This is a genomic window from Microcoleus sp. T3_B1 (genome assembly GCF_036700445.1).
Taxonomy (GTDB): Bacteria; Cyanobacteriota; Cyanobacteriia; order Cyanobacteriales; family Microcoleaceae; genus Microcoleus.
Map to the genome: position 1 here is coordinate 55,333 of NZ_JAUBOX010000031.1, position 23,723 is coordinate 79,055.

17 protein-coding genes and 3 pseudogenes are annotated in these 23,723 nt (G+C 46.0%); 11 read left to right on the plus strand and 9 right to left on the minus strand.

Translation table 11 applies throughout. The features are described 5' to 3' along the window. The first annotated feature begins 32 nt into the window (after positions 1-32). From QT990_RS18165 to QT990_RS18180, 4 genes are all read left to right on the plus strand, one after another. On the plus strand, positions 33-3,248 hold the full coding sequence (locus QT990_RS18165; RefSeq protein WP_333141839.1) for an SMC family ATPase: 3,216 nt from the start codon (positions 33-35) through the stop codon (positions 3,246-3,248). Positions 3,249-3,625: 377 nt separating this feature from the next. Further along, positions 3,626-6,934 (plus strand): PAS domain S-box protein, encoded by a 3,309-nt coding sequence (locus tag QT990_RS18170; RefSeq protein WP_333141841.1) that lies wholly within the window; start codon positions 3,626-3,628, stop codon positions 6,932-6,934. Positions 6,935-7,093: 159 nt separating this feature from the next. Then, entirely contained in the window at positions 7,094-8,968 is a 1,875-nt protein-coding gene (locus QT990_RS18175) for an adenylate/guanylate cyclase domain-containing protein (RefSeq protein WP_333141843.1), read from the plus strand. A 501-nt stretch (positions 8,969-9,469) separates the two neighbouring features. Beyond that, positions 9,470-10,072, plus strand: coding sequence for a Uma2 family endonuclease (locus QT990_RS18180; RefSeq protein ID WP_333465589.1), 603 nt, complete (start codon positions 9,470-9,472; stop codon positions 10,070-10,072). Positions 10,073-10,081: 9 nt separating this feature from the next. Here QT990_RS18180 and QT990_RS18185 read toward each other — a convergent pair. The 5 genes and pseudogenes from QT990_RS18185 to QT990_RS18205 form a co-directional block, all read right to left on the minus strand. Continuing rightward, positions 10,082-10,276 (minus strand): annotated as a pseudogene (locus tag QT990_RS18185) (YebC/PmpR family DNA-binding transcriptional regulator); the annotation flags it as partial. A gap of 50 nt (positions 10,277-10,326) precedes the next feature. Then, a complete protein-coding gene (locus tag QT990_RS18190) occupies positions 10,327-10,887 on the minus strand; it encodes a restriction endonuclease (RefSeq protein ID WP_333465590.1) in 561 nt (186 codons plus the stop codon). 120 nt (positions 10,888-11,007) lie between these two features. After that, positions 11,008-12,462 (minus strand): hypothetical protein, encoded by a 1,455-nt coding sequence (locus tag QT990_RS18195; RefSeq protein ID WP_333465591.1) that lies wholly within the window; start codon positions 12,460-12,462, stop codon positions 11,008-11,010. Between the two features lie 125 nt (positions 12,463-12,587). Further along, positions 12,588-13,355 carry a YebC/PmpR family DNA-binding transcriptional regulator gene (locus QT990_RS18200; protein ID WP_333411207.1) on the minus strand — a complete coding sequence of 256 codons (768 nt, stop codon included), beginning with the start codon at positions 13,353-13,355 and terminating at the stop codon, positions 12,588-12,590. A 147-nt stretch (positions 13,356-13,502) separates the two neighbouring features. After that, a complete protein-coding gene (locus tag QT990_RS18205) occupies positions 13,503-14,141 on the minus strand; it encodes a histidine phosphatase family protein (RefSeq protein ID WP_333141852.1) in 639 nt (212 codons plus the stop codon). 212 nt (positions 14,142-14,353) lie between these two features. On the opposite strand from QT990_RS18205, the gene QT990_RS18210 reads away from it, so the two are divergent. The 3 genes from QT990_RS18210 to QT990_RS18220 all read left to right on the plus strand — a co-directional run bounded on the left by QT990_RS18210 (position 14,354) and on the right by QT990_RS18220 (position 15,319). Continuing rightward, the gene (locus QT990_RS18210; RefSeq protein WP_333141854.1) at positions 14,354-14,638 is read left to right on the plus strand and encodes a hypothetical protein; all 285 of its coding nucleotides are present in this window, start codon (positions 14,354-14,356) and stop codon (positions 14,636-14,638) included. Between the two features lie 91 nt (positions 14,639-14,729). Beyond that, the gene (locus QT990_RS18215) at positions 14,730-14,984 is read left to right on the plus strand and encodes a hypothetical protein (protein ID WP_242716968.1); all 255 of its coding nucleotides are present in this window, start codon (positions 14,730-14,732) and stop codon (positions 14,982-14,984) included. Then, positions 14,984-15,319: a type II toxin-antitoxin system RelE/ParE family toxin gene (locus tag QT990_RS18220; protein WP_333141856.1), complete on the plus strand. Its 336-nt coding sequence runs from the start codon at positions 14,984-14,986 to the stop codon at positions 15,317-15,319. The genes QT990_RS18215 and QT990_RS18220 overlap by 1 nt, the downstream gene beginning before the upstream one ends. Positions 15,320-15,390: 71 nt before the next feature. On the opposite strand, the gene QT990_RS18225 is transcribed toward QT990_RS18220, so the two are convergent. Further along, positions 15,391-16,080, minus strand: a complete 690-nt coding sequence (locus tag QT990_RS18225; RefSeq protein ID WP_333141858.1) for a class I SAM-dependent methyltransferase — start codon at positions 16,078-16,080, stop codon at positions 15,391-15,393. A gap of 333 nt (positions 16,081-16,413) precedes the next feature. Between QT990_RS18225 and QT990_RS18230 the strand changes: the two genes are divergently transcribed. Beyond that, complete coding sequence (locus QT990_RS18230) at positions 16,414-18,261, plus strand: polysaccharide biosynthesis/export family protein (RefSeq protein ID WP_333141860.1); 1,848 nt, start codon at positions 16,414-16,416, stop codon at positions 18,259-18,261. Positions 18,262-18,443: 182 nt separating this feature from the next. Continuing rightward, on the plus strand, positions 18,444-18,701 hold the full coding sequence (locus QT990_RS18235; protein ID WP_333465592.1) for a MerR family DNA-binding transcriptional regulator: 258 nt from the start codon (positions 18,444-18,446) through the stop codon (positions 18,699-18,701). 24 nt (positions 18,702-18,725) lie between these two features. On the opposite strand, the pseudogene QT990_RS18240 reads toward QT990_RS18235, so the two are convergent. Next, positions 18,726-20,025: pseudogene (locus QT990_RS18240) on the minus strand (IS4 family transposase). Between the two features lie 160 nt (positions 20,026-20,185). On the opposite strand from QT990_RS18240, the gene QT990_RS18245 reads away from it, so the two are divergent. Continuing rightward, a complete protein-coding gene (locus QT990_RS18245) occupies positions 20,186-20,587 on the plus strand; it encodes an IS607 family transposase (protein WP_333141864.1) in 402 nt (133 codons plus the stop codon). Positions 20,588-20,766: 179 nt separating this feature from the next. Continuing rightward, on the plus strand, positions 20,767-21,783 hold the full coding sequence (locus tag QT990_RS18250; RefSeq protein ID WP_333465593.1) for a transposase: 1,017 nt from the start codon (positions 20,767-20,769) through the stop codon (positions 21,781-21,783). Positions 21,784-22,175: 392 nt separating this feature from the next. Here QT990_RS18250 and larE read toward each other — a convergent pair whose 3' ends face one another. Both larE and QT990_RS18260 read right to left on the minus strand, forming a co-directional pair. Further along, on the minus strand, positions 22,176-23,003 hold the full coding sequence (larE, locus tag QT990_RS18255) for an ATP-dependent sacrificial sulfur transferase LarE (protein ID WP_333141868.1): 828 nt from the start codon (positions 23,001-23,003) through the stop codon (positions 22,176-22,178). Positions 23,004-23,139: 136 nt separating this feature from the next. Next, positions 23,140-23,631 (minus strand): annotated as a pseudogene (locus QT990_RS18260) (Uma2 family endonuclease); the annotation flags it as partial. Positions 23,632-23,723 lie beyond the last annotated feature (92 nt).

Below are 23,723 nucleotides of genomic sequence, written 5' to 3' on the forward strand. Positions count from 1 at the left end.
TTATAGATAGATTGTATGGCGCGATGGCCTAAATGATTCCTATACAACTTACACTCAAAAATTTTCTCAGCTATCGCGAAGCTGCTTTAGACTTTCGCGGCTTGCACACTGCTTGCATTTGCGGGCCTAACGGTGCTGGCAAATCCTCCCTCTTAGAAGCCATATCCTGGGCACTTTGGGGCTGTTGCCGCAGCGATACGGAAGACGATATCATCCATATCGGCGAAATTGATGTGCGCGTTGATTTCACTTTCTCCACCGGCGGCCAAATCTACCGGGTGATTCGCAACCGTCGGCGCGGACAATCGGGAAGTTTGGAATTTCAAGTAGCAACAAACCCCCCCTTCCCCCCCCTTGGTAAGGGGGAGCCAGAAGAAGTGAATTCTTCCCTTAATAAAGAAGATCCAGAAAACTTAAATTCTTCTCCCCCCCTTAGTAAGGGGGGGGCGGGGGGGGTGAATTTTCGCACGCTCACAGACAAGGGGCTGAGAACAACTCAGCAAAAAATCCTCGAACACATTAAACTAGATTACGATACTTTCATCAACTCGGCGTATTTGCGGCAAGGGCGAGCTGATGAATTTATGCTCAAAAAACCGATCGAACGCAAACAAGTTTTAGCCAACCTGCTCAAACTCGACTCCTACGATACTTTATCCGACCAAGCCAAGGATACCTCCAAACAATTTAAAGCTCAAGTCGAAGTGCTCAAACAGAGTTTGCTAACCGTACAAGAGCAACTGCAACAAAAAGAGGCTCTCGCCTCCGAACAAACTCAATTGCAGCAAGCAACCGATTTGCTTCAGCAGCAGCAGCAAGCCGACACAACCGAGTTACAGCAACTGCAACTCCAGCACCACAACCGGCAAACTTGGCAAAAACTCCTCGCCGGCCACCAGCAACAGCACTACAATATCACTCAAGAATGCCGCCGCTTGCAGCAAGAACTCAGCGCAGCCAAACAGCAGCAAAATGAGCTACAAGCCCTCCTAGAACAAGAAAAGGAAATAACAGCAGGCATCGCGTATTTCCACAGCTTGCAAGCGACAGAAGAAAGTCTGGCTGGCAAATTCAAGGCAAACCAACAAACCCAAAATCAGCGCCAGCAATTGCAAGAACAGCAGCGGCAAGAACTGAGCTTTTTGCAAAGCAAAATTCAGCAGTTGCAAGCTCAATTAGAGGTTTTAGAACAAGATGAAAAAGATGTTCTGGAAATTCTCAAACAGCAGCCGGAGGTTGACAAAGGACTCGCACAGTTGCAAGCAGTTCGATCGCGCCTCAACGAACTAGAGCAACTGCAACTGCAAGTTTCGCCGCTGCTACAACAGCAGCAGCAAAAGCAACAAAAGCTCGATCGCGCCCGCGCCGGTTTAACCGCCCGCTTAGAGGAAATCAACCGACAGGTGCAAGTTCAGCAGCAGAAGCGACAGCCGCAATTACAGCAGGAAATCTCGGCCATCGCCAATCAAATTTTGCAGTTGGAAAACAAGCGAGTTTATCAGCAGCGAGTCCGCGAAAAAGGTCAAGAAAGGCACGACTTTCTAGGAAACCTGCAAGCCAAAAGCCGCGACTATCAAACCAGACTCGCCGAGCTCGACCAAAAACTGCAACTCCTGCGGAAACATGAAGGAGAAAAAACCGCAGGTGAAGGTAAAGCCGCGAATTTTGCGGAAAACGAGCCATCGAATTCGCATTTAATGGTGCGGGATGCAAATTTTGGCAATTGTCCTTTGTGCGATCGACCTTTAGACGAACACTACTGGAATTTAGTAGTCACAAAACACCACACCCAACAGCAGGAAATCTGGAACCAACTGTGGGTTGTGCGCGAACAGTTGGCCGTCTCCGAGCGCGAAATTCAAGTCCTCAGACATGAATACCGCGAACTAGAAGAGGAATTAGCGCCCTACCAAGAATTGCGGGAACGCCGCAGTCATTTGCAAGCACAATTAGATAGCCTGGGCCAAGATGAAAACCGACTGCAAAGTATGCGTCAAGACGCTGCAGAAATAGAGCGGTTGTTACGCACCGGCGAGTATGCAGCGGAGGATTTGGGCGAACTTCAGCAAATCGAACAGCAACTGCAACAGCTCAATTACAGCGATCGCAGCCACTCCCTCGCCCGCAGCGATGAAAAGCGCTTGCGGTGGGCGGAAATTAAGCAAGCTCAAATCAAAGACGCTCAGCAGAAACTGAATAAAATTAATGCCCGCCGCCCGGATTTGCAAACTCAATTAGCTACAGTACAGCAACAGTTAGAACAGCAAAAAAATAGCTCCGAAATACAGCAGCAAATTCTATCTTTAGATAGATACATTGCGGAAATTGGCTATAATTTGGAACAGCACGAACACGTCCGCAGCGAAATGCGCCGATCGCAGTTTTGGATCGCCCGCGCCGAAAAATTGCGATCGGCAACTGTGCAGTACCCGCAAGTGCAGCAGCGGGTTAATGAAATAGCAAATTCCATCGCTGTGCGCGATCGAGATTTGCAAGCTGTCAGCGCTCAAACTGCAGCGATGAACCAGCAATTGCAAGAACATCCCGATCCCACAGCCAGAATAAGTGCGATCGAACAGCAAATCAGTCGCCGCCGCCAGCAGCTAGACCAACATTTGGGAAGTCTCGGACGCCTCCAGCAGCAGCAGCAAAATCTGGAAACTCTGCAAGTTCAGCTAGTAGCTCAAAAAGAGCAAATGCAAGTTGCCAAACGCCAGCAGCGAGTTTATCAAGAGCTGGGTCAAGCATTTGGTAAAAACGGCATTCAAGCTTTAATGATTGAAAATGTTTTGCCTCAACTCGAAGCTGAAACCAATCAGATATTGTCGAGATTGAGCGCGAATCAATTGCACGTTCAATTTATTACTCAGCGGGCGGCTGCTTCTAAAAAAGCAACTAAGTTGATTGACACTTTAGACATTTTAATTGCTGATGCTCGCGGTACTCGCGCCTATGAAACTTATTCGGGCGGTGAAGCTTTTCGGATTAATTTTGCGATTCGGCTGGCGCTGGCGAGACTGCTGTCTCAGCGGGCGGGCACGGCTTTGCAAATGTTGATTATTGATGAGGGATTCGGGACTCAGGATGCGGAAGGGTGCGATCGGCTGATTGCTGCAATTAATGCGATCGCCTCCGACTTCGCCTGCATCCTCACCGTTACCCATATGCCCCACCTGAAAGAAGCTTTTCAAGCCAGAATTGAAGTCAGCAAAACTGCTCAGGGTTCTTGCATCAACTTGTCAATTTAAAAGGGTTGGCGAGCCGGATGGAAGGAGGAGAAGAAAAAAACTTGAAAAGATCAGTATTTTCACCTTCTGTTTTCTTGCCGCCTTCGGTATTTTCACCTTCGGTTTTCTGGATAAGTGCCTCATGCCTTCGGTGATACTAATTTCCCAAAAGAAGGCAACTGTAGACCCACGATCCCCACCATGATGGAATCAGTCATTGCCAATCCAAAATCTCACACCTAAAATGGTATTAGTCGTCTCCCACGCCGACTTTTTTGGGCTGCTGACTTTGTTAAGAAAGCTAAATTAAAAATAAGATTATAGAATAAGAATGGCTTCAGGTGTTTATATTTTTTTATTCTTCTGTCCGCTCCGAAGGAGCGTGAATATTGCTACAGATGACAACAGACTCTTTCAACCTGTCTCTCCTAGAGCGGGCGATCGCAGCTTCGAGCAACAGCATCCTCATCGCGGATGCTCGCAGGCCTGACACACCTATTATCTACTGCAATCCTGCTTTTGAGAAACTGACCGGTTACAGTACCGAAGAAGTTATTGGACGCAACTGCAGGTTTTTGCAGGGCCCCGATACCGATCAGAGCGAATTAGATAAACTCCGCAGCAGTTTACGATCGGGAACGGAAATTCAGGTAGTTCTCAAAAATTATCGCAAAGACAAAACTCCTTTTTGGAACGAATTAATGGTTTCCCCCATCCTAGACAATGAGGGAAAATTAACCCATTTTATCGGAGTTCAGAACGATATTAGCAAAAGAGTAGCAGCCGAAACAGCCAGGGAAGAAAGCGAAGAAAGATTGCGGGCGATCGCCACTGTGACTCCCGTTCCCATGTCAATTACGCGCCTAGAAGATAGCGTAATTTTGTATGCAAATTCTGCCCTCGGAGAAAGTTTAGGTGTGAGTTGCGAACAACTTATCGGACGCAAAAAAAATGAACTTTATGCCAATATCAATGACCGCAGTCAATTGATAGAATTAGTCAAACAAAAGGGCTTGGCAGACCGCGAAGAAATCTGCCTCAAGAAAGCAAATGGCAGTTTTTTTTGGGTAAAAATGTCGATGCGAGCGATTAATTTTAATGGCGAAGCCGCAATTTTATCGGCATTTTACGATATTACCGATCGCGTAGAAGCAGAAACCGCACTACGGCAAAGCGAAGCGAGGTTTCAAAAACTAGCCGCCAACGTTCCGGGAATGATTTATCAATTTCAGTTAGCAGCAGACGGCACTGTGTCATTCCCCTACGTCAGTTCCGGCTGTCGCGAGCTCTGGGAATTAGAACCTCTTGTACTCCAAAATTCAGCAATTCCCGCGATCGAAATGATTCATCCAGAGGATGCGCCCAGCTTCCACGAATCAGTTGCTATCTCAGCTAAAACTTTAGAGCCTTGGCGGTGGGAAGGCAGATTTGTTTTTCCGGGCGATCGGATTAAGTGGATTAGCGGGGCTTCCCGGCCAGAACCGGGCGAAAAAGGTGACATTATTTGGGACGGCGTGTTGATTGACATTAGCGATCGCAAACTTGCAGAATCAGCACTGCGGCAAAGCGAAGCCAGATTTCAAAAAATGGCCGCCAATGTGCCGGGAATGATTTATCAATACTTGCTGCATCCCGACGGTTCCGATGAATTCATTTATGTGAGTTCAGGCTGTTGGGAACTCTACGAATTAGAGCCAGAGAAAATTCAAGAAAACTCCGCTTTAATTTGGGCAACGGTGCATCCTGAAGACCTCAACAATCTGTTAGAATCAATCGCAGTTTCCGGCGAAACTCTCAAACCTTGGATATATGAAGGGCGGATCGTAACCGGATCGGGAAAACTGAAATGGATTCGCGGCATTGCCCGCCCCGAACTGCAGCCGGGGGGCGATATACTGTGGGAGGGAGTGACAATCGACATCAGCGATCGCAAGCTAGCAGAAATCGCCCTCAGCGAGTCAAAAATCGCCCTGCAACAAGCCAATCAAGAACTTGAAAAGCGCGTCCTAGAACGCACGGAAGCCTTGGAAACATCCCAAAATATGCTGTGGTTGGTAATCAATAACATCCCTCAGTTAATCGCCTGGAAAGATCGAGATTTAGTTTACTTGGGAGGCAACAAAAACTTTGCCAAAGTCGCAGGTTTCAATCACCCCAGTGAAATCGCCGGTCTCACCGATTTCGATATGCCCTGGAAGCCCGAAGAAACAGAATTTTTTCGAGCCTGCGACCGCCGCATCATGGCAACCAACACCCCAGAATATCACATCTTAGAATCCAAAATGCAAGCCGACGGCACCCAGTGCTGTCTGGATACAAATAAAATACCTTTACACGACAATTCCGGCAATGTTGTCGGCATTTTGTCTACGTTTGAAGACATCACCGATAGGCTTTCCCTAGCAGCTCAAGTCCGGGCCAGCGAGGAACTATTTCGCACAATTTTTGAAGATGCACCGATCGCTATCTACTTAGCTAATTTAGATGATAACAAGTTAGTGAGAGTTAATAAAACTTACTGCGAAATGCTGGGATATACCGCAGCCGAATTGCTCGCCAAAACATTTATTGAACTTGGACATCCCGAAGATTCTCCAAAAAATCTCCAAGTTGCTGATTCTCTGGAGCGGGGAGAAATTACTCACTATCAAATCGAACTCCGCCAGATTACCGCTATCGGTAAAATTGTTTGGGTAAACGTGACAGCTACTTTGATTCGAGACGGCGAAGGAAAACCCATTTACAATTTAGGGATGATTGAAAATATAACCAACCGCAAAATTTCCGCCGCCGCACTCCAAGCTTCCGAATCTCAATTGAGAAAACAAGCAGCCCAATTGCAAGAAGCCTACGAAAAGCTACAACACGCTCAAATCCAATTAGTTCAATCAGAAAAAATGTCGAGCCTGGGTCAGATGGTGGCTGGGATTGCCCACGAAATCAACAATCCCGCAACTTTTATTAACGGCAATATTTCTCACACATACAACTATTTTCACGATTTAATTGAACTGTTAAGTCTCTACCAGGAATGCTATCCGTCCCCAGTACCTCAGATTGCTGAAAAAGTTAAGGAGTTAGAGTTAGATTTTCTGAAGGAAGACTTGCCACGAATGCTAAATTCCATGAGAGTAGGAGTAGAAAGAATCAGTAATATTGTGCTGTCGCTGCGGAATTTTTCGAGACTGGATGAATCAGAAATGAAGTTGGTAGACGTTCATGAAGGAATTGACAGTACACTGTTAATCTTGCAGCACAGATTGCATCAGAGCAGTATAAAAAACGGGATTGAAATTATTAAAGAATACGGAAAAATACCCAAAATTTACTGTTGTGCGGGTCAGTTAAACCAGGTATTTCTAAATATTATCAGCAATGCGATCGACGCTCTAGAAAATCAACGGGAACCTCGGACAATCGTGATTCGCACCCTCATGAAAAAAGCTGGCATGAAAAGCCACAGTAAAAACCAGCTCAGTGATTGCGATCGCATTGTAATTTGCATCGCCGACAGTGGCCCGGGAATGAGCGAAGAGGTTCGCAAGCGGCTATTTGACCCGTTCTTCACCACCAAGCCCGTAGGGGCTGGAACCGGCTTAGGATTATCCATCAGCCATCAGATTGTGGTAGAAAAACATAAGGGAAGCCTGCGGTGCATCTCAGCGCCCGGACAGGGAGCGGAATTCTGGATTGAAATCCCCTGCTGAGCGATCGTCCATTAATCTAAAAGTTTACATATCTAACTTTTAATTCCCAATTGCCGTCGGTGCTTGAGTTATCAGGGTTTTGAATTAACCGCACTCAGAGGCCGAAATAAATCCCACTCAGCGGTGTGCTAATCTGCTGCCCTTATTCGCTAGGCAATTATGCTGAAAAAACTACCTTTATCCTGGTCTCGCTACATTCCAGCCGGGTTGACGCTGGCTTTGGGTGTCGGACTGTCGATCCTAGCATTCGCCTTGGTTTGGGACTGGGAAGACAAGCGCCGCGACTACGAAATGCAGCGCCGCATCGACGATATTTCGATCGGCATCGAACGCCAGCTCAACTCCGACTTAGATACTGTTCTGGCCCTCAGCGACTACATGAAAGCCTTCAGCGCCGTCGAGCGTTCCTCTTTTGCCCGGTTTGTCGCCCGTCCCCTAGCCGTCCACCCCAGCCTGCAACTCCTGGCTTGGGCCCCCCGCGTCCCCAATTCCGAGCGGCGCAACTACGAAACCAAAGCTAGAACCGAAACAGAGCCCAGCTTCGAGATTACAGAGCGCGGCCCGCGAGGAGAACTCCGCAAGGCTCTCCAGCGTTCCGAATACTTCCCGGCTTTCTACGTCGAACCACCAGCCGGAAACGAGATAGTATTAGGCTTTGACCTCGCCTCCCACCCAGAAATCCGCGCCGCGCTCGATCGAGGGCGCGATACAGGAGAAATGATTGTCACCAGCTACATCGGCTTAACTCAGGGCAACTCCCCGGAACTAGGTCTTTTAGCCATAGTTCCGATTTACGAAAACAGCAGTAAACCGACTACCCTGGAATCCCGTCGCCAACTGCTACAAGGATTTGTTCTGGGCGTATTTCGAGGCAAAGATATTTTCCAAACCTCTTTAAAAGGACGCAATACCGACTACCTCAATATTTATCTCGTTAGCGAGGCTCCAGACAAGCAACAAGCAGCGTCACTGTTACCGCAAAGGGCCAACCCGGTTCTCAAAAATCTCCCTGCTGAGAGGCAAATTCAGCTATTTGCGGTGCAGTTCCAATCCGAGAGCCAACAAGTGCTTCCAGCATCAGCCGCTGCTGACCGAGCGCTGATGCAAAACTGCCCGATTCTTGACAATCCAGGCCCGAACTATACAGCTTGCAGAAGGCGGCTGAAAATTAGCGGCCGCCAGTGGTCTATGTACGTGTCGGCAACGCCGGAAATTCGCCGGATTCGCAAGCACTGGCGCTCTTGGGGAACTCTGACGATGGGGATGCTGTGGACTCTGATTCCGGTGACATATATGCTGACAGCTTTGAGCCGCACCGCCCAAATCGAAAAGCTAGCCCGAGAAAGAATTCGCCAAGCCGAACAGTTGCAGGCTGCTTACCTACAGTTGGAACTCGAACAAGCTAAATCCGAGCAACTGCTGCTGAACGTTTTGCCTGCTGCGATCGCCCTGCGTTTGAAGGACAATGAACACAATATCGCCGAAAGTTTTGCGGAAGTAACTGTGATGTTTGCCGACATTGTGGGGTTTACAGAGCTTTCGTCGAGAATTTCAGCGACGGCGGTGGTGAAAGTGCTCAACGATATTTTTTCGGCTTTTGACCACTTGGCCGATCGCCACGGTTTAGAGAAAATTAAGACTATTGGTGACGCTTACATGGTTGTCGGCGGTTTGCCTACGCCCCGAGACGATCACGCCGAGGCGGTTGCGAACATGGCGATCGATATGCTGCACGAAATTCGGCTGCTAAGTTTAGAACATTCGGAACCTTTCAGCATTCGGATCGGGATTAGCAGTGGCCCAGTCGTTGCCGGCGTTATCGGCTTAAAAAAGTTTATTTACGACCTCTGGGGCGACACAGTAAATATTGCTTCGCGCATGGAATCCCACGGGATTACCGGCTGCATTCAAGTCACCGCCGAAACCTACGAGATATTAAAAGATAAATATACTTTTCAGAAGCGCGGCGCCATTCAAGTTAAGGGCAAGGGATACATGGTTACTTATTTGCTGACTGGGAAAAAAGATTATTGACAATCAAGCATCCGGGATACAAGCCCCCGGATTCATCCGTCCAGAAATAAAAAACCTGTATCCGATGAAACTTGCCCCCCAAATTGATCCGTGGGGTCAGTCGATTTTAGATTTTAGATTTTAGATTTTAGATTTACCCCACAGATAAATCTGGGATCTTGAACTAGGGTCTAAAAATTTTATCTTTCCACGACAGGAGTACGTGGCACGGTATCCGTTTTTGGGCTGGGTCAAGGCTTCTATTCTTTAATCTTTAATCTTTAATCTTTAATCTTTAATCTTTAATCTTTAATCTTTAATCTTTAATCTTTAATCTTTAATCTAAAAATGCTTCAATTCTAAAATCTAAAATCTAAAATCTAAAATCTAAAATCGATTGACCCAGCCCAAAAACGGATACCGTGCCTCCGATTCCCCGATCGACTAAGACTTTCGAGCGCCAAGCTAAGATATGATAAGCTCAAGGTATTCTATCACCCCTGCACCAACTGAGGAAAAACCATGACGACGCTGCTAATCCAAACCGAAAGCGTCCCACTGACGGTCAATTTCCCTGCGATCCAATCGATGACTGTTGAACAGTTCTATGAATTCTGTATAGTTAATCGCGATTTAAGAATTGAGCGTACTGCCAGTGGGGAAGTCATTATCATGTCACCAGCCTTTTCAGATACAGGGAATCGCAACATTAAAATTGCTCAGCAACTTGCGAACTGGGCAGAAGAAGATGGCACAGGTGAAACGTTTGACTCCAGTGCAGGCTTTACCTTGCCGAATGGAGCAACTCGCTCTCCCGATGTCTCATGGATTAAACTAGAGCGCTGGAATGCCTTAACTGAAGAACAAAAAGCCTCATTCGCCCCGATTTGTCCAGACTTTGTGATTGAATTGCGGTCTGCTAGTGACACTCTCAAGGGATTGCAAAACAAGATGCAAGAATATATTGAGAACGGTGTATCGCTCGGCTTTTTGCTCGATCGCAAAAACAGAAAAGTCTACATCTACCGTCCCGATTGCGAACCTGAAATCTTAGATAATCCTGAAACAGTCAGCGGCGAGCCAGAGTTACCGGGATTTGTCTTGCGGATGGCAAAAATCTGGTGATTTAGATTGTTAAACCATGACCGAAGACATCAATTCATCGCTCATTTCAAAATTCGCCGTCACACTTTGCACGTCATCCAAATCTTCGAGTGCATCCATTAACTTAAGGAGCGATCGAGCTTTTTCAGGAGTGTCTATTTCCACTGTATTGCTGGGAATCCAGCGAGTTTCCGACTGCAAAACTGCCAAGTTTTTGTGTTTCAAATGACACTCCCCGCTCTTTCAGAGACTGGGATTCTTGGTTCATAGATACCTTATTTTTTAGCTCGAATCACTAAATCAATTAACTGTTCTCTTCCCCAGAGTTGTACCCCATTCGCTTGAGCCAGTTTATGAGCATTGGATGTAAACATACTGTTTGTAATAACGATCGCATCTTGCGCCCCGTAATACTTAACCGCACTAACCACTTCTTGCACGGCGGAATTTCCCACTTTTCCTTGATAGCGTTTTGCCTGGACAACGGTTTTCTTGCGGGCTTTAGAGAGAATCAAGTCCGCACCAAAATCCCCCGTTTTGGGTGTCATTTCGACCGCATAACCGAGATTGCGGAAACAGCAGGCTAAAAATTCCTCAAACTCTTCTCCCGTCATGCGATCGACCTGATCGATTAAATACCCAATCTCTGCCACTTCTAACCGCGTAGAACCTGCTAAAATCTGCTTGAATTTTTTCAGCAGAATTGCACTCAACTTAGTAGAAGGAGAATGAGAAGATAAGGGGGGAGCTTGTGATTCAGTATCTATTAAATTCGCAATCTTTTGCACGTCTAATCGCCCAGCAACTTTTATGATTTTTTGGAAATTTTGCAGCATACTCGAACTCAACTTATTAGTAGAAGGAGAATCAGAAGATAAAGAGGGAATTTGTGATTCAGCTTGGACTTCAGTTTGTGCTTCAGTGGCTTTTGATACCCCATCCTCGCTCGAAGTTGGCTAGGCTTGCTTTTGAGCTTGCTTTCTTTTGCTCAAAACAGCCCGTTGAATTGTCAGCAAAATTTTCCCCTCTTGTTCATTAATTTCACCGTCAGCCTCGATGATGTCAGTGCATCGCTTTAAAAGTGGTTCGGCAAAGTCGAGTTCGAGTTGTGCGAGTAAAATATCCAACTTGGGAGGCAATTTAGACTTATTTTTCACAGCTTCAATCTCAGCTAAAGACTTGGGATTTAAATTGGCCGCTTGTAATTGGGGTAATAACTCATCCCATCGGGTGAATTTTTGGGTGGTATAGACGACATACACCAAAATCCAATCCATCACCGTTTCTTGTGCGATCGCTTTCTCTAAATATTGCTCACTTTCCGCTTGCAATACCTCTCGTAAATCTTCGAGCTTCGTTTCGATTTTCGAGGAATCGAGATGCGCTTCATAAAACCGACAAGCACCGTATCCCAGCGCGTAAATCATTGTCGCACTGGCGCTAGCATTAATTACCGCACCCGCCAAGGGAATATTGCTGACAAGCGTAACTCCAGCTTCGATAGCTAAATTGCTACCCAAGGACAAACCAAAAATAGCGACAACTTCTGCTTTGCGATCGCTCGATCGCAAATCCATGCCATAGGCTGCAGCAATTTGATAAACCAACTCGGCAGATAACGCCGTCATTGCCGCTAAATCCATGCCAGACAACGCCAAAGCCACGCCGGGAACTAAACTGCTCACCAAGCCACTTCCTGCCGCTAGCAAGGCTTTTTCCACCATCAAGTGATGTGCGATCTCTTCGGGTTTCTCGTGAGGATATTGGCGCTGTAACTCTCGAACTTGCGCCTCGGCATTTACCACATCAACAGCATCTATAGCATTAACTAACCAGTCGATTTTGAAATTTTGGGTCAGTTTTTTCAGGATAGGACTCTGCGAAATAAAAACTAGGGATGAACCAAAAAAATTGGGAACTTGCATTGCTGCACTTCCCGCACTCGCCGCTGCATTCCCCACCGCACTCGCGGTATTAACAAAAATCGCACTTCCAGCACTGACGGCGGCATTCCCCACCGCACTCGCCGTATCAACAATCGCACTTCCAGCAGTGCCCGCGGCATTCCCCACCGCACTCGCCGTATCAACAATCGCACTTCCAGCACTCGCCGCCGCACTCCCCACCGCACTCGCCGTATCAACAATCGCACTTCCAGCACTCGCCGCCGCACTCCCCACCGCACTCGCGCTTGCAGAGACGGCTCCGAAAACGGAACCGAACCAATTGGATGTATCCTCTGGTTTAGCCGGCACCTCCGATTTGGCTCGATCCTTGGTTTCTGAGACTTCGGTTGCTGAGAGAACTTCTTGTGAGTGGGTGCTGTCTTTTTTGCTTTCGTTGTCTAGCATGGCTTTACTGTGGGTGGAGATTTTCAATGCAGCTTTTTCAGCAATTCCTTGGATTGACACTCCCCCCTCGCATACAGATGGGGATTCGTTTCCTGGTAATAGTGTAGCGCGATCGTCCCGCTGGCGATTTTTCGTCTTTTGCAGCAGTGACAGCAGGACGATCCCGATCCCTCATTTTTCAACCATTAAACCATGATCGAAGACATCAATTCATCTGTCATTTCAAAATTAGCTGTCACACTTTGCACGTCGTCCAAATCTTCCAGTGCATCCATTAACTTCAAGAGCGATCGAGCTTTTTCAGGAGTGTCTATTTCCACTGTATTGCTCGGAATCCAGCGATTTTCCGACTGCAAAACAGCAAAACTTTTTTGTTTCAAAACATCAGCCAAGTGTTCCAAATTAGCCACACTTGTAAATACCTCTGCACCTTCAGTATCCTCATCAATTAATATCAAATCATAAGATTCGGCAGCCGCCTCTAGCGACGCTTCAAACAATTGTTCCTCATCAATAGGGCCGCGTACCGTACAAACCCCTTTGTGGTCAAACATCCAGCCCACACAACCAGTTTCGCCCAGGTTGCCGCCATTTTTAGTAAAAGCTTCTCGCAAGTCAGCCGCTGTGCGGTTGCGATTGTCTGTCAGCGCTTCAATCAGAATAGCAACCCCGCCAATGCCGTAACCTTCGTAGCGAATAGCTTCTAAATCCGAACTTCCTCCCGCCAAGCCGGCACCTTTGGCGATCGCCCTTTCTATGTTTTCATTAGGAATATCCGCCGCCTTGGCTTTTTCAATAGCCGTCCGCAGTTGAAAATTGCCAGCGGGATCGGGAACTCCACTGCGGGCCGCGACAATAATTTCGCGAGATATTCTAGCAAAAACCTTGCCTTTAACGGCATCAACTCTAGCTTTTTGGCGTTTAATATTCGCCCACTTACTGTGTCCAGCCATACCTATTTGAGATTTTCGATTTAAAATGTGCGATCGAGATTAAAGAATAACACCCTGATTCGGACTAATCAGATTAACGTAGGGTGCACCGGGCAGCGCACCTTACACACATAGCATAAAATGCGATTTTTCGCACAAATCTCAACTTTAATTAAACCGGATCGCGGTTTCAGAGTCAGTCAGGTGAGAAGTATCGCCATTAAGTGCGATCGACCATTCTCCCTCACCCCGCACCACTTTCACCAAACAGCACAAAGAAGCGTTAATTTCCGTTTCTGCACAGCCCGCCAGCCCGATCGCAGTTCCTAAAACCGACGCACCGTGACCTACTAATAACATATCTTCGGGAAACTCAGCCGCGAGGCGTTTAGCCGTTTCCCCCGCCCTTTTGAAACAAGCTTCCCCAGTTTCGGGATAATTAGCAATACCGCCTTTGTAGGAAGCATCAATCCTGGGAAAACGCCGGCACAAAGCTTCTACGGACTCAGTTTCCGGCATTTCTGTCATCCATTCAGGATTTAGCCATTCGCACAGTCCCCAGTCTAGTTTAATTGACAAATCGAGAGCTTCTGCCGCGTGATTTGCTGTTTGGACAGTTCGCAGAAAAGGGGAAGCAAAAATATGAGAAATTCCTTCTCCTTTGAGGCGATTGGCGAGTTGTTTGGCTTGAATGTGACCGTCTTCGGAAAGGTGGGGGTCATAGGGGCGTTCTGCTGTGAGAAACCAGTCGGGGTTAACGAAGTCGATGCGGTTTCCGTGTCGTGCGATCCAGACTGTTTGTGGCATGAGTTGGTTTGAGTTTGGATTATGGGTCTGATATTATATCAAATATTAGTCATTAGTCATCAGTCACGAGTCATTTTTTTAAGTATTAACTAATTTTCCGACCGTTAGTAAAATACAAAAGTCTTTAATTAATTTTACCGCAACTGTGCGTGATATTGTACGCAATTATTTGACACGGCGCTAAAATTAAATCAGTCACTCTCTATTGTCCAATGGCTCAATCTATAAAGCAACTTCATGCCCAAATCCAAGCCATGCCCAGCGATTCGGTTAAGGCGATCGTGCTTTCATGGCTGAATCAGTCCAACGGTAATCTCAGCGACTTTGAACGGTTAATCGCAGAAATTGCCGAGGAAACGGAGGGATATCAGTGGGGCGAAATTGACACAGCAAACGAGTTTCAACCCCTCAGCAAAGAACAAATGATCGCCAATAGTCTCGCAGCCTTGCAAGATTACCAGACAAACAAGACGGGCCGAAGAGCACGATCGGGTTAAGCAATGGGCCGATAGTCTAGGGAGCGATCGTTTTGGCTACCTATGCCAAAATAAAGTTAGAAAATAAAGTTAACCATTCATCATAACTTTTATGACTCTTACACTCACCTTACCCCCCCAAATCGAAGCACTGCTGCGCCAACGGGCGGAAAGTACAGGACAAGATATAACCAGCGTTACCCTAGCTGTTATCGCGTTCGGACTTAGCTTTGATGAAAGCGATTTCTTCGAGGCATTAGAAGGGATTCAACGCGGACTTGATGACTTCGATCGGGGTCAGTTTTCTACTCTGGAAGAGTTTGTCGATAGACAAAACCAGAAATACGGACTTTCTTTGGAAGCATAATGTATCGCATTGACTTTTCTAGTACAGCTCAATCTGAAGCTGATGCAGCGTTTCTGAACTTTTCCCAATTCACGACTCCCGAACGCGCTCAAGCATGGTATCAGGGCCTGATTAAAGCGATTTCCTCACTCCAAGAAATGCCGCGTCGTTGTGTTTTAGCCCGTGAAAACGCATTTTTCAGCCAAGAGATTCGCCAGCTTCTGTATGGAAGTGGTAAAAACACGTATCCCATACTCTTCACTATTTTTGACGATCAACCCATACCAACGGTGAGGATTATCCACATTCGCCATGCAGTCCAGCGTGCGATTGGCGAACCCCAAGATGAGGCATGACCTTATGCTTAGCTTATCTAATTTTTTTGAAATAAGCGATCGCAAATTGCCATGCCCTCCGCAGCCGCGAATTACATTCGCCCCCTAACTCGCAGCATCTTATTCCCACCTTTTTGAAACTCATAAGGAGCCTCTTGAATTTCTACACTAAAATTTCTCTTTTTCAATTCGGCGACGATCGGATTTAAGTGATCGGATTCTTCCCCGCTAAAACTCTGCAATAGAGGAAAGACGCGGACTTCCTTCGCAACCCGACACATTTCTGTAATTGCTGACCGATGAAATTCTTCCGAAAGCAGGTGAGAATAAGCAAATAAGAAATGGCTGCACAAAGCTAAATCGAATTGACCGTTCTCGAAAGGCAAAACTGGCAGCTCAGCATTAATGTAGCGGCCTTGCTGCAAGCCAGATGGAAAATCTTCTAAAAATTCCTGCATCGCCTTCATTCGCACTTCGCCTAGCTGGTAGGGCGATTCAAAATTATTCCACAGGTAGCCGTCTAAATTGGCTTTAACACCGTCAATCACAGTTTGATATGTTTCTTGGATGCGATCGCCAATTTCCACCGCAGTAAACTGATAAACTGGATCGCAAGAAATTACCTTTTTACCTTGGCGAGTCATTTCGGCATTGAAACTCGCCGGGCCGCCTGCACAATCAAGGATTGCTAGTTTGAGGTCACTTGATGTCAAGCTAAACATTCCTATGTATTCATCCAAGCAGCGTCCCCAGGGAATTACTTTATCCAATTTTAGTGACACTTGTCTTTGTCCTGCAGAGAGAATTATTTAACATTTTACCTCAAATCAGGGTGGTTTTTTCCTATCTCCTTTCTGTGGCGGGTTGATTTGTATCCCGAGTTATGTGTGAAGAATTTTGGTCAAACGAGAGCCTAATCCTGAGAACAGTTGGCGGGCTTTACACTTTCTTTACAAACAAGGTACAAAATAGTTAAGTGCGATCGCACAATTTTTATGATTCCACCTGTGGATTTTGCAGCGAAGCGAGGCTACACTGGACAGCAGGGAAAATAAACTAAAATCCACTAGCTAAATTGCTCTTGTTCAATGGCAGGCTGCAACCAGGAAAGAAAGATGAAACATACCATTCAAACCGCTACAAGTCTGAGTTTGTCAGCACTCCTGGTGCTATTGAGTTCGCTGCCCAGTATAGCTCAGTTGCCTGCCGTCAGAACTCCTGCAGGCACTCCTAACCCAAACAGGCCGAGAGTACCGCCGCCGCCACCTGCGGGTTCGGGTTTGCCGGCGAGCGGCAATTCTGGTTCGCTGACGCAAGAAGCAGCTTATACTTTAGGGTCGGGCGATCGCATTGCTTTAGAGATATTCGGCGTCCCTGAATTCAGCAGAGAATATCAAGTGTTAGTTGACGGGACGCTCAATTTGCCAATCATTCGCAGCGTCTCAATTCAAGGGTTGACGCTGGAACAAGCCGCTAACGTAATTACCAGGCGATACGAACCCTTCATCAATGTTCCCGTTGTTACCGTGACTCTGATGGTCGCTCGCCCCCTAAATATAGGTCTTGCAGGTGAAGTTACTCGCCCGGGTTCCTACAAGATTAATCCCACTAGAGAAGGAGGAGGAGTAAAATTCCCGACTTTGATGGAAATGCTGCAACTTGCAAAAGGGGTGACATCAGCAGGAGATATGCGAAATGTCCAAATTCGCCGTCCCCGCAGAGGCGGGCCGGAGCAAGTTACTACTGTTGATTTGCAGGATTTTTTAGAGACGGGAAATTTGCGTCAAGACGTTACCATTCGAGATGGAGATACAATTTTTGTACCGACAGCAAGTGCCCTTAATACTGAAGAAGTCCGTCAAAGAGCCAGTGCTAATTTTTCCGCTGATATTACTCAACCAATTGGCGTGGTAATTGTCGGGGAAGTAAACCGGCCGGGGCCTTATACTGTATTTGCTTCGGATGTGCGATCGAGCAACCAACAAACAGAGTTGAGTTTTGTATCTATCGACCAACAGCAAGGAGCTGTTGTGGGCTTACCAACGATAACTAGAGCATTGAAAATTGCTGGTGGTATCACTACAGAAGCTGACATTCGCCGAGTGCAAATCCGCCGCCGAGTCAGAGGGGGCAACGAACAAACTATCATGGTAAATCTGTGGGATTTGCTGCAAAGAGGCGACGCAACTCAAGATATTTTGCTGCAAGAAGGAGATAGCGTAATTATCCCGACAGCAGCTACTGTAGACTTAGCTGAAGTTTCTCAAGTCGCAAATAGCAGTTTTTCTCCGAACGCGATTAGCATCAATATTGTAGGAGAAGTAATTAGGCCTGGGGCTTTGGAGGTGCGGCCTAGTACATCCCTGCACCAAGCTTTGCTGACCGCAGGCAGTTTCAATCAATTGCGGGCTAAAAAAGACAAGGTAGAACTATTGCGATTGAACCCCAACGGTACTGTTTCTCGCCGCACCATCGAGGTGGATTTTGCTCAAGGGTTGAATCCTAATAATAACCCTACTCTCCGCAACAACGATGTGATTCTGGTAGCGCGATCGGGCTATGCTAGGGTAGCAGACAATATAAACAGATTCTTGCAGCCCATAACAGGAGTAGCAAGTGGCATTAGCACGGTTAGCGGCGTTCTTACGGGGTTTCAAGCAACTATCAACGCTTTTCAAAACTTATTTTTGGGAGGGGATTTCGAGCGGCAAAATCAGCTCAGACAGCTTCGCGAACAACGTGAAGACAGACAAGAGCAACGTCAAGACAGACTGCTAGACAGAGAGCTCCAACGTGAAGACAGACAGCGGCAAGCTGAAGACAGACGCTTGCAACTGGAAGACAGACAGCGGCAAATCGATCTGCAAAATCGGCAACTTCAGATTCAGCAGCAGCAACTTCAACTTCAGAATCAGCAGCCGCAGCAAATGCAGCCACAGCAAATTCAGCCAACTACTCCTTGATAAGACTCGGGCGTTGAAAGTTAGCCACCCTCTTTATGAATCGGCGGTTGAAACCGCTGCATAGAGTCAAACGAAGTCCGAGCAAAGGGGGAGGTATCTCCAGGACGAGTTTTTCTTAGACATTTCCCGCCATAAGGCAGACAATTGATGTAGACTGAGATAATTCACTCAAAAAACCCAATATGTCCACATATGTACCACCAAGAATCGCTATTCAACGACTTGGAGTATGTTCAAAAACCCTTGAAAGGTGGGAAAAAGAAGGGAAAATCAAAGCATACCGAACGCCGTCAGGACAGCGACGCTACGACTGTGACTCAGTTGTCAATATTCCATCTACTAAACCAACCATCCTCTACGCCAGAGTTAGCAGTCGAAGTCAAAAAGCCGACCTTCTCCGACAGACTGACTTTCTTCTGTCTCGCTACCCCCATTGGTGACAAGTTAAGGCTGTAAGTCTTTTGTCAAGAGGCTTTCGGAGAGTTCTTAAAAAAGAATTGGTCAGACCCTCGTTGCTTTTCAGGAAAAGGGGCAATAATTAACTTAACATTCGGTTTTCGCTGCTGTTTAATAATGCCTAAATCTCGATTTTGGGGGTCAGCAAAATACTTGATTGGATCTGTTGCTTTACCTTTATGATGAGCTATAGTAAAATGATAAAGACCGCGATAAATCATTTCTAAAGAAATCTGCTCAAAAGGTAGAGCTAGTTCATCAGCTACCGCATCACCTAAATCTACTAAAACTGCATAAAATAACCAAGTTGCCCAAATCTGTAATTTAATCCCATTGATTGAACCCGTCCATAAATAGCTTAAATCTAACAGCCTTTTTACAATATTAAAAGCTTCTTCAATCCGCCAACGTCTTCGATACAAATCTGCTACTACATAAGGGGGTAATTTTTCTGGCTCTAGCACACTTGTTAAATAAGAATGCCAGGTTTTTTCTGAACGAACTTCAATCAAACGTAAGGTAATAAACGGAGTTTTCTTTGTTCCAGACCCCAAACGTATCTTACGGTCTCGCAGTCCATAACTATCGGTAAATACTTCCTCTACTTTGATGGCGGCTCCTTTCTTTATTCGGGTAATAAAGTTAACCTTTTGCTCAATTAATCTTAACCAAAAATTAAAGTGATAAAAGCCTCTATCTAATAGTAATAACGTATTTTCGCTGGCTAGATTGAGGATATTCTCTTCAAGTTTTACATCCGATTATTTCGCATTTTCGGTAAACCAAATTTCGACTGGCAATCTAGTTACTAGATCAATTACTGTACTTATTTTCCCCGCCAATTGTCCTATTTTAGCTGACTCTAAGTTTGATAATTTCCGAAATAATGCCTCTAATATTGAACTATCTATAATCCATATCTGCTCAAATCTTGTTAATGTAAACTGAATACTTTCTGGTAAGGTTCGTTGATTTCTCCTCTGCCAATTTGTTCTTAAACGCGGTAATAAATCCTTAAATACTTGTTCAAACAGCTCAGCAGGAAAGGTCAAAAATCTCGATCGAGAGTGCTTGTTGGCTGACGGACGTGGGATTACACCACAGAAAGCCGTCTCTCGTTAACATTCGGGTCAGCTCTCTTACCCCTGCCACATCTCGCCATAGTAAGGTTAAGACCGCAGCCATCATCAATGGCAAGTTGAGAATTCGGTCTCGAAGTTTTAGCTGACGGTAGGAATTTTCCTGATTGAGCATGGCTGGTGTCAGTAATGCTTCTAGTTGCTGGGCAATTACTTCATCCTCTATCAGTGGTCGTTGTTTCTTTTTCGCGTGGTCCCGATTGGTAGTTCTGGTCTTGGTCATGGCTGGTCATAATTGCTCAACTACTTGCCTATTCTGAGTTTCATCTATTTTTTAACCAATGTAAATACCCCCTTGACAATTTACCCATCACCTTAACTTGTCACTAATGCGCTACCCCGGATGTGAAATTATCCAAGACATCGGGAGCGGCCTCAATTTCAAACGGAAAGGTCTTATCGCCCTACTGGAACACATTTACACAGGCGACATCGGAATGGTTGTCATTGCCTCAAAAGATAGATTGTGCCGATTCGGGTTCGATGTTATCTCATGGTTTGCGGAGCGGGGCGGGTGTAAGATTCTGGTTCTCAACAATAGTTCACTTAGTCCAGAAAGAGAAATGGTTGAAGATGTGCTCGCCATCATCCACGTCTTCAGTTGCCGATTGTACGGACTCAGAAAGTATAAAAAGCAAATCATTGAAGACTTTGACGTACCGAGTTTACCCAAAGGGGGAGACAAAGAAAGTCTGGATGTTGAGAATTCACGCCAATCGCAAAGTGTATAACAATGCAATCGCTTACCTGAATAAACACCAGGGAAAATTTACCTACTACACTGTGGACAAAAAGACCAGTCAGCCAGTCTTGAAAACTTCCGGTAAACAAGCTTTTCGTAGCTTCTGCAAAACTCGCTTGTTGCGAGATAATCCCGGAATGGTGCAAAGAATTGGGAATAGCACACAGTTTGGACAACGCCCTTTTCGAGGCTTATACAGCTTGGAAGAAGACTGACAAGCAGCCCGCTCAATTAGGTAAAGGAAAAAAGGCAAAACCCAATCCTTTAGTCGGATTGAAGTTGGCTCGATTCAGGTCAATCCGCTCCCAGAAACAAACAATTCAGTTCGACCCGGGTGATTACAAGAACGGTCATCTAATGCTCAATGCTAGCAAAGGTCTAGAAAAACCTCTCTGGACTGGGCAGGATTCCTGCTTAATCAACTATGACAAGGCAGTAGAAGTCACCTACAATAAGGGACGCTGGTTCGTAAATATGCCTAGAGAGATGGACGTTCCAGAACCCAAAAATGGCGGCAAGACCATCGCACTCGACCCCGGACTGCGCTGTTTCCTGACTGGATTTGATGGCAATTCTTTTACTGAATTTGGAAAGCATGACTTTGGGAAGATTGCCCGATTGTGCCAGCATTGGGATAAGATGCAGTCAAAATTTGGATGCTCAAAGGGCGGTCAGTTTTCTCGATTGCGTTATCGGCTAAAACAAGCAATGGAGAAAGTTAGAACTAAAATCAAAAACCTGCGGTCGGAAATTCACAAGCAGGTAGCGAGCTATTTAGCACGGAATTACGATGTTATTTACCTACCTACTTTTGAAACTTCTCAAATGGTGGCAAGAGGTAGTCGCAAACTTAATTCCAAGTCGGCGAGGGCGATGATGACTTGGGCATTTTATCAGTTCTCGCAAACCTTAGAACATCTCTGTAATCGTTACGGTTCGAGATTGGTTAGATTGACGGAAGAATATACTTCCAAAACTTGTACAAAATGCGGTCATATTCAGAGAAAGTTAGGTGGCTCTAAAACTTTTAGATGTCCCAACTGCGGTTATGAAATACCTCGCGATTTCAATGGCGCTTTAGGAATTTTTCTTAAAGCTTTGTGGGATACCACCATACTCTCAGACGTATCTGATGAGTGTGCTATATTCAGATTTTCGCCGATTGTCGGGGATTGTCTGAATTAAAAGTATCAGTAACAAATAAAGGGGGTATTAAAAGCAGATTTGCTATTACATGGCACATCCCAAATCTACGGCAAACATCCAAGGCGTTGCGGATTTACGGTATGAAAGGTTAAATAGGCCCGTCATAGAAACCAGTATCCACAAAGCTTTTGGATTTTAAAGTTATTTTTTTCATACCCTGATTAAGCAACGCCACTTTGAGATTGCTTCACTGAGTTCGCTGGGCGACAGCAATACGTTACTTTTTCGTAAGTCCTGTAATCCTAACAATTCGAGCCGTGAAAGGTATAAGTTGCTACATCAAAGGTAAAGTTTCGATTGACATAGTTCCCCTTTGTCCATGTCCCAAACTACATCAATCATGAGAAATTTTTTGTAGTCTGGAAAATTAATCAACCTTTTGCCTGCAACAACTGTGGCTGCAAAACCTGATTTAATTTGCCACTACGAAACCCCTCCAAATCCAAAGTCGCGTACACAAAACCAAACTCCTGGAACACCGCCACCAATGCAGGCAAATCCGTATTTACCACAAACTCCTGAATCTCCTCTGCGGGTAACTCAATCCGCGCCGTATCTCCGTCCGATCGCACTCGCAAATTTTTCAGTCCCAACTGTCGCAAATACCGTTCGGCGCGCCCCACTCTTTGCAACTTTCCAACGGTGATTTCTTCGCCGTAAGGAAAGCGCGAACTCAAACAAGGTTGAGCCGGTTTGTCCCACCAAGGCAAACCCAATTCTTTGGCCAACTGCCGCACTTCCAATTTAGTCATGCCTACTTCTGCTAAGGGCGATCGCGCGCCGCGTTCCTTCGCAGCCTGAATTCCGGGACGGTAATCCTTTAAATCGTCAGCATTAACCCCATCCACCACATAAGGATAACCCTTTGCTAGTGCTAGGGGTTTCAAAGTATCGTGCAGTTCGCTTTTGCAGAAATAGCAGCGGTTAACTGGGTTAGAAGTGTAATTGGGATTTGCCATTTCCTGAGTTTCTACTTCCTGGTGGGCAATGCCAATTTCTGCTGCTTGAATGCGCGCATCTTCTAAATCTTCTGGCAGTAAAGACGGCGAAACAGCCGTCACTGCCAAAGCGCGATCGCCCAACACATCAAAAGCGATTTTTCCCACCAAAGTGCTGTCTATTCCGCCGGAGTAGGCAATCAAAGCCCGTTCCATTTGTGCGAAAATATCTTTTAATTGTTCTAGTTTTTCTACTAACATAAATTCCACTTTTTGTTACAAACAGAGAAGTAAGAAAGCAAACTAAAGAAAGAAGGATGAAGAAAGCATATCTCGATCGGGTTCCCTTCTTCCCTCGAACCTCTTCTTTCTTCCGACTTCCATCGGACTTCTAATGCTATTCGGGATCGATACCCAGGGCTGCCAATCGAGCCAAAAGCTCTTGATTTCGCTGTCTTTCCTGTTCCAGCAGCGTCTCGGCTAACTCTTTGTGTTGCTGTTGGCGATCGGCCCGCTGGCGTTCATTTTCTGCCCTTTCTTCCGGCCACAAAAGCAGTTCTGCGCCCTCCGCCCACCAACGCAGCCAATATCCCGTTCTACCTTCGCTATTTCCCTGCCACACTCCCAAAAATAGATTTAATCCAGGTATTAAATAACGGCCATTTTCATCAGAATTTTGATTTTCATAACGCTCGGATTCAAGCGCATAAACTTCTATTCTGCCTGTATCCGGCCGAAAAATGACATAGCGAGGAACTTTGATTACTTGTTCGTAAAAAAACCACTTGCCGATTTCTTCTGTGTGTTCGACAGAGTATTCATCGCCGTAAGTAGCTGATAGAAATTCCATCACTACAAAAGGGACTGTTCCTTCGGTATGAGGGGTGTAACTGCGGCGGGGATAGTTTTGACACTCCCCGTGCTAAAGCAGCGGGGATTCTCCGGAAATTAATCCGGATATCCTTTTTTCTGGATAACCGC

Coding starts and splice junctions, on each gene's coding strand:
- QT990_RS18165 (WP_333141839.1), top strand. CDS start 33: ATGATTCCTATACAACTTACACTCAAAAATTTTCTCAGCTATCGCGAA.
- QT990_RS18170 (WP_333141841.1), top strand. CDS start 3,626: ATGACAACAGACTCTTTCAACCTGTCTCTCCTAGAGCGGGCGATCGCA.
- QT990_RS18175 (WP_333141843.1), top strand. CDS start 7,094: ATGCTGAAAAAACTACCTTTATCCTGGTCTCGCTACATTCCAGCCGGG.
- QT990_RS18180 (WP_333465589.1), top strand. CDS start 9,470: ATGACGACGCTGCTAATCCAAACCGAAAGCGTCCCACTGACGGTCAAT.
- QT990_RS18190 (WP_333465590.1), bottom strand. CDS start 10,887: ATGCTGCAAAATTTCCAAAAAATCATAAAAGTTGCTGGGCGATTAGAC.
- QT990_RS18200 (WP_333411207.1), bottom strand. CDS start 13,355: ATGGCTGGACACAGTAAGTGGGCGAATATTAAACGCCAAAAAGCTAGA.
- QT990_RS18205 (WP_333141852.1), bottom strand. CDS start 14,141: ATGCCACAAACAGTCTGGATCGCACGACACGGAAACCGCATCGACTTC.
- QT990_RS18210 (WP_333141854.1), top strand. CDS start 14,354: ATGGCTCAATCTATAAAGCAACTTCATGCCCAAATCCAAGCCATGCCC.
- QT990_RS18215 (WP_242716968.1), top strand. CDS start 14,730: ATGACTCTTACACTCACCTTACCCCCCCAAATCGAAGCACTGCTGCGC.
- QT990_RS18220 (WP_333141856.1), top strand. CDS start 14,984: ATGTATCGCATTGACTTTTCTAGTACAGCTCAATCTGAAGCTGATGCA.
- QT990_RS18230 (WP_333141860.1), top strand. CDS start 16,414: ATGAAACATACCATTCAAACCGCTACAAGTCTGAGTTTGTCAGCACTC.
- QT990_RS18235 (WP_333465592.1), top strand. CDS start 18,444: ATGTCCACATATGTACCACCAAGAATCGCTATTCAACGACTTGGAGTA.
- QT990_RS18245 (WP_333141864.1), top strand. CDS start 20,186: ATGCGCTACCCCGGATGTGAAATTATCCAAGACATCGGGAGCGGCCTC.
- larE (WP_333141868.1), bottom strand. CDS start 23,003: ATGTTAGTAGAAAAACTAGAACAATTAAAAGATATTTTCGCACAAATG.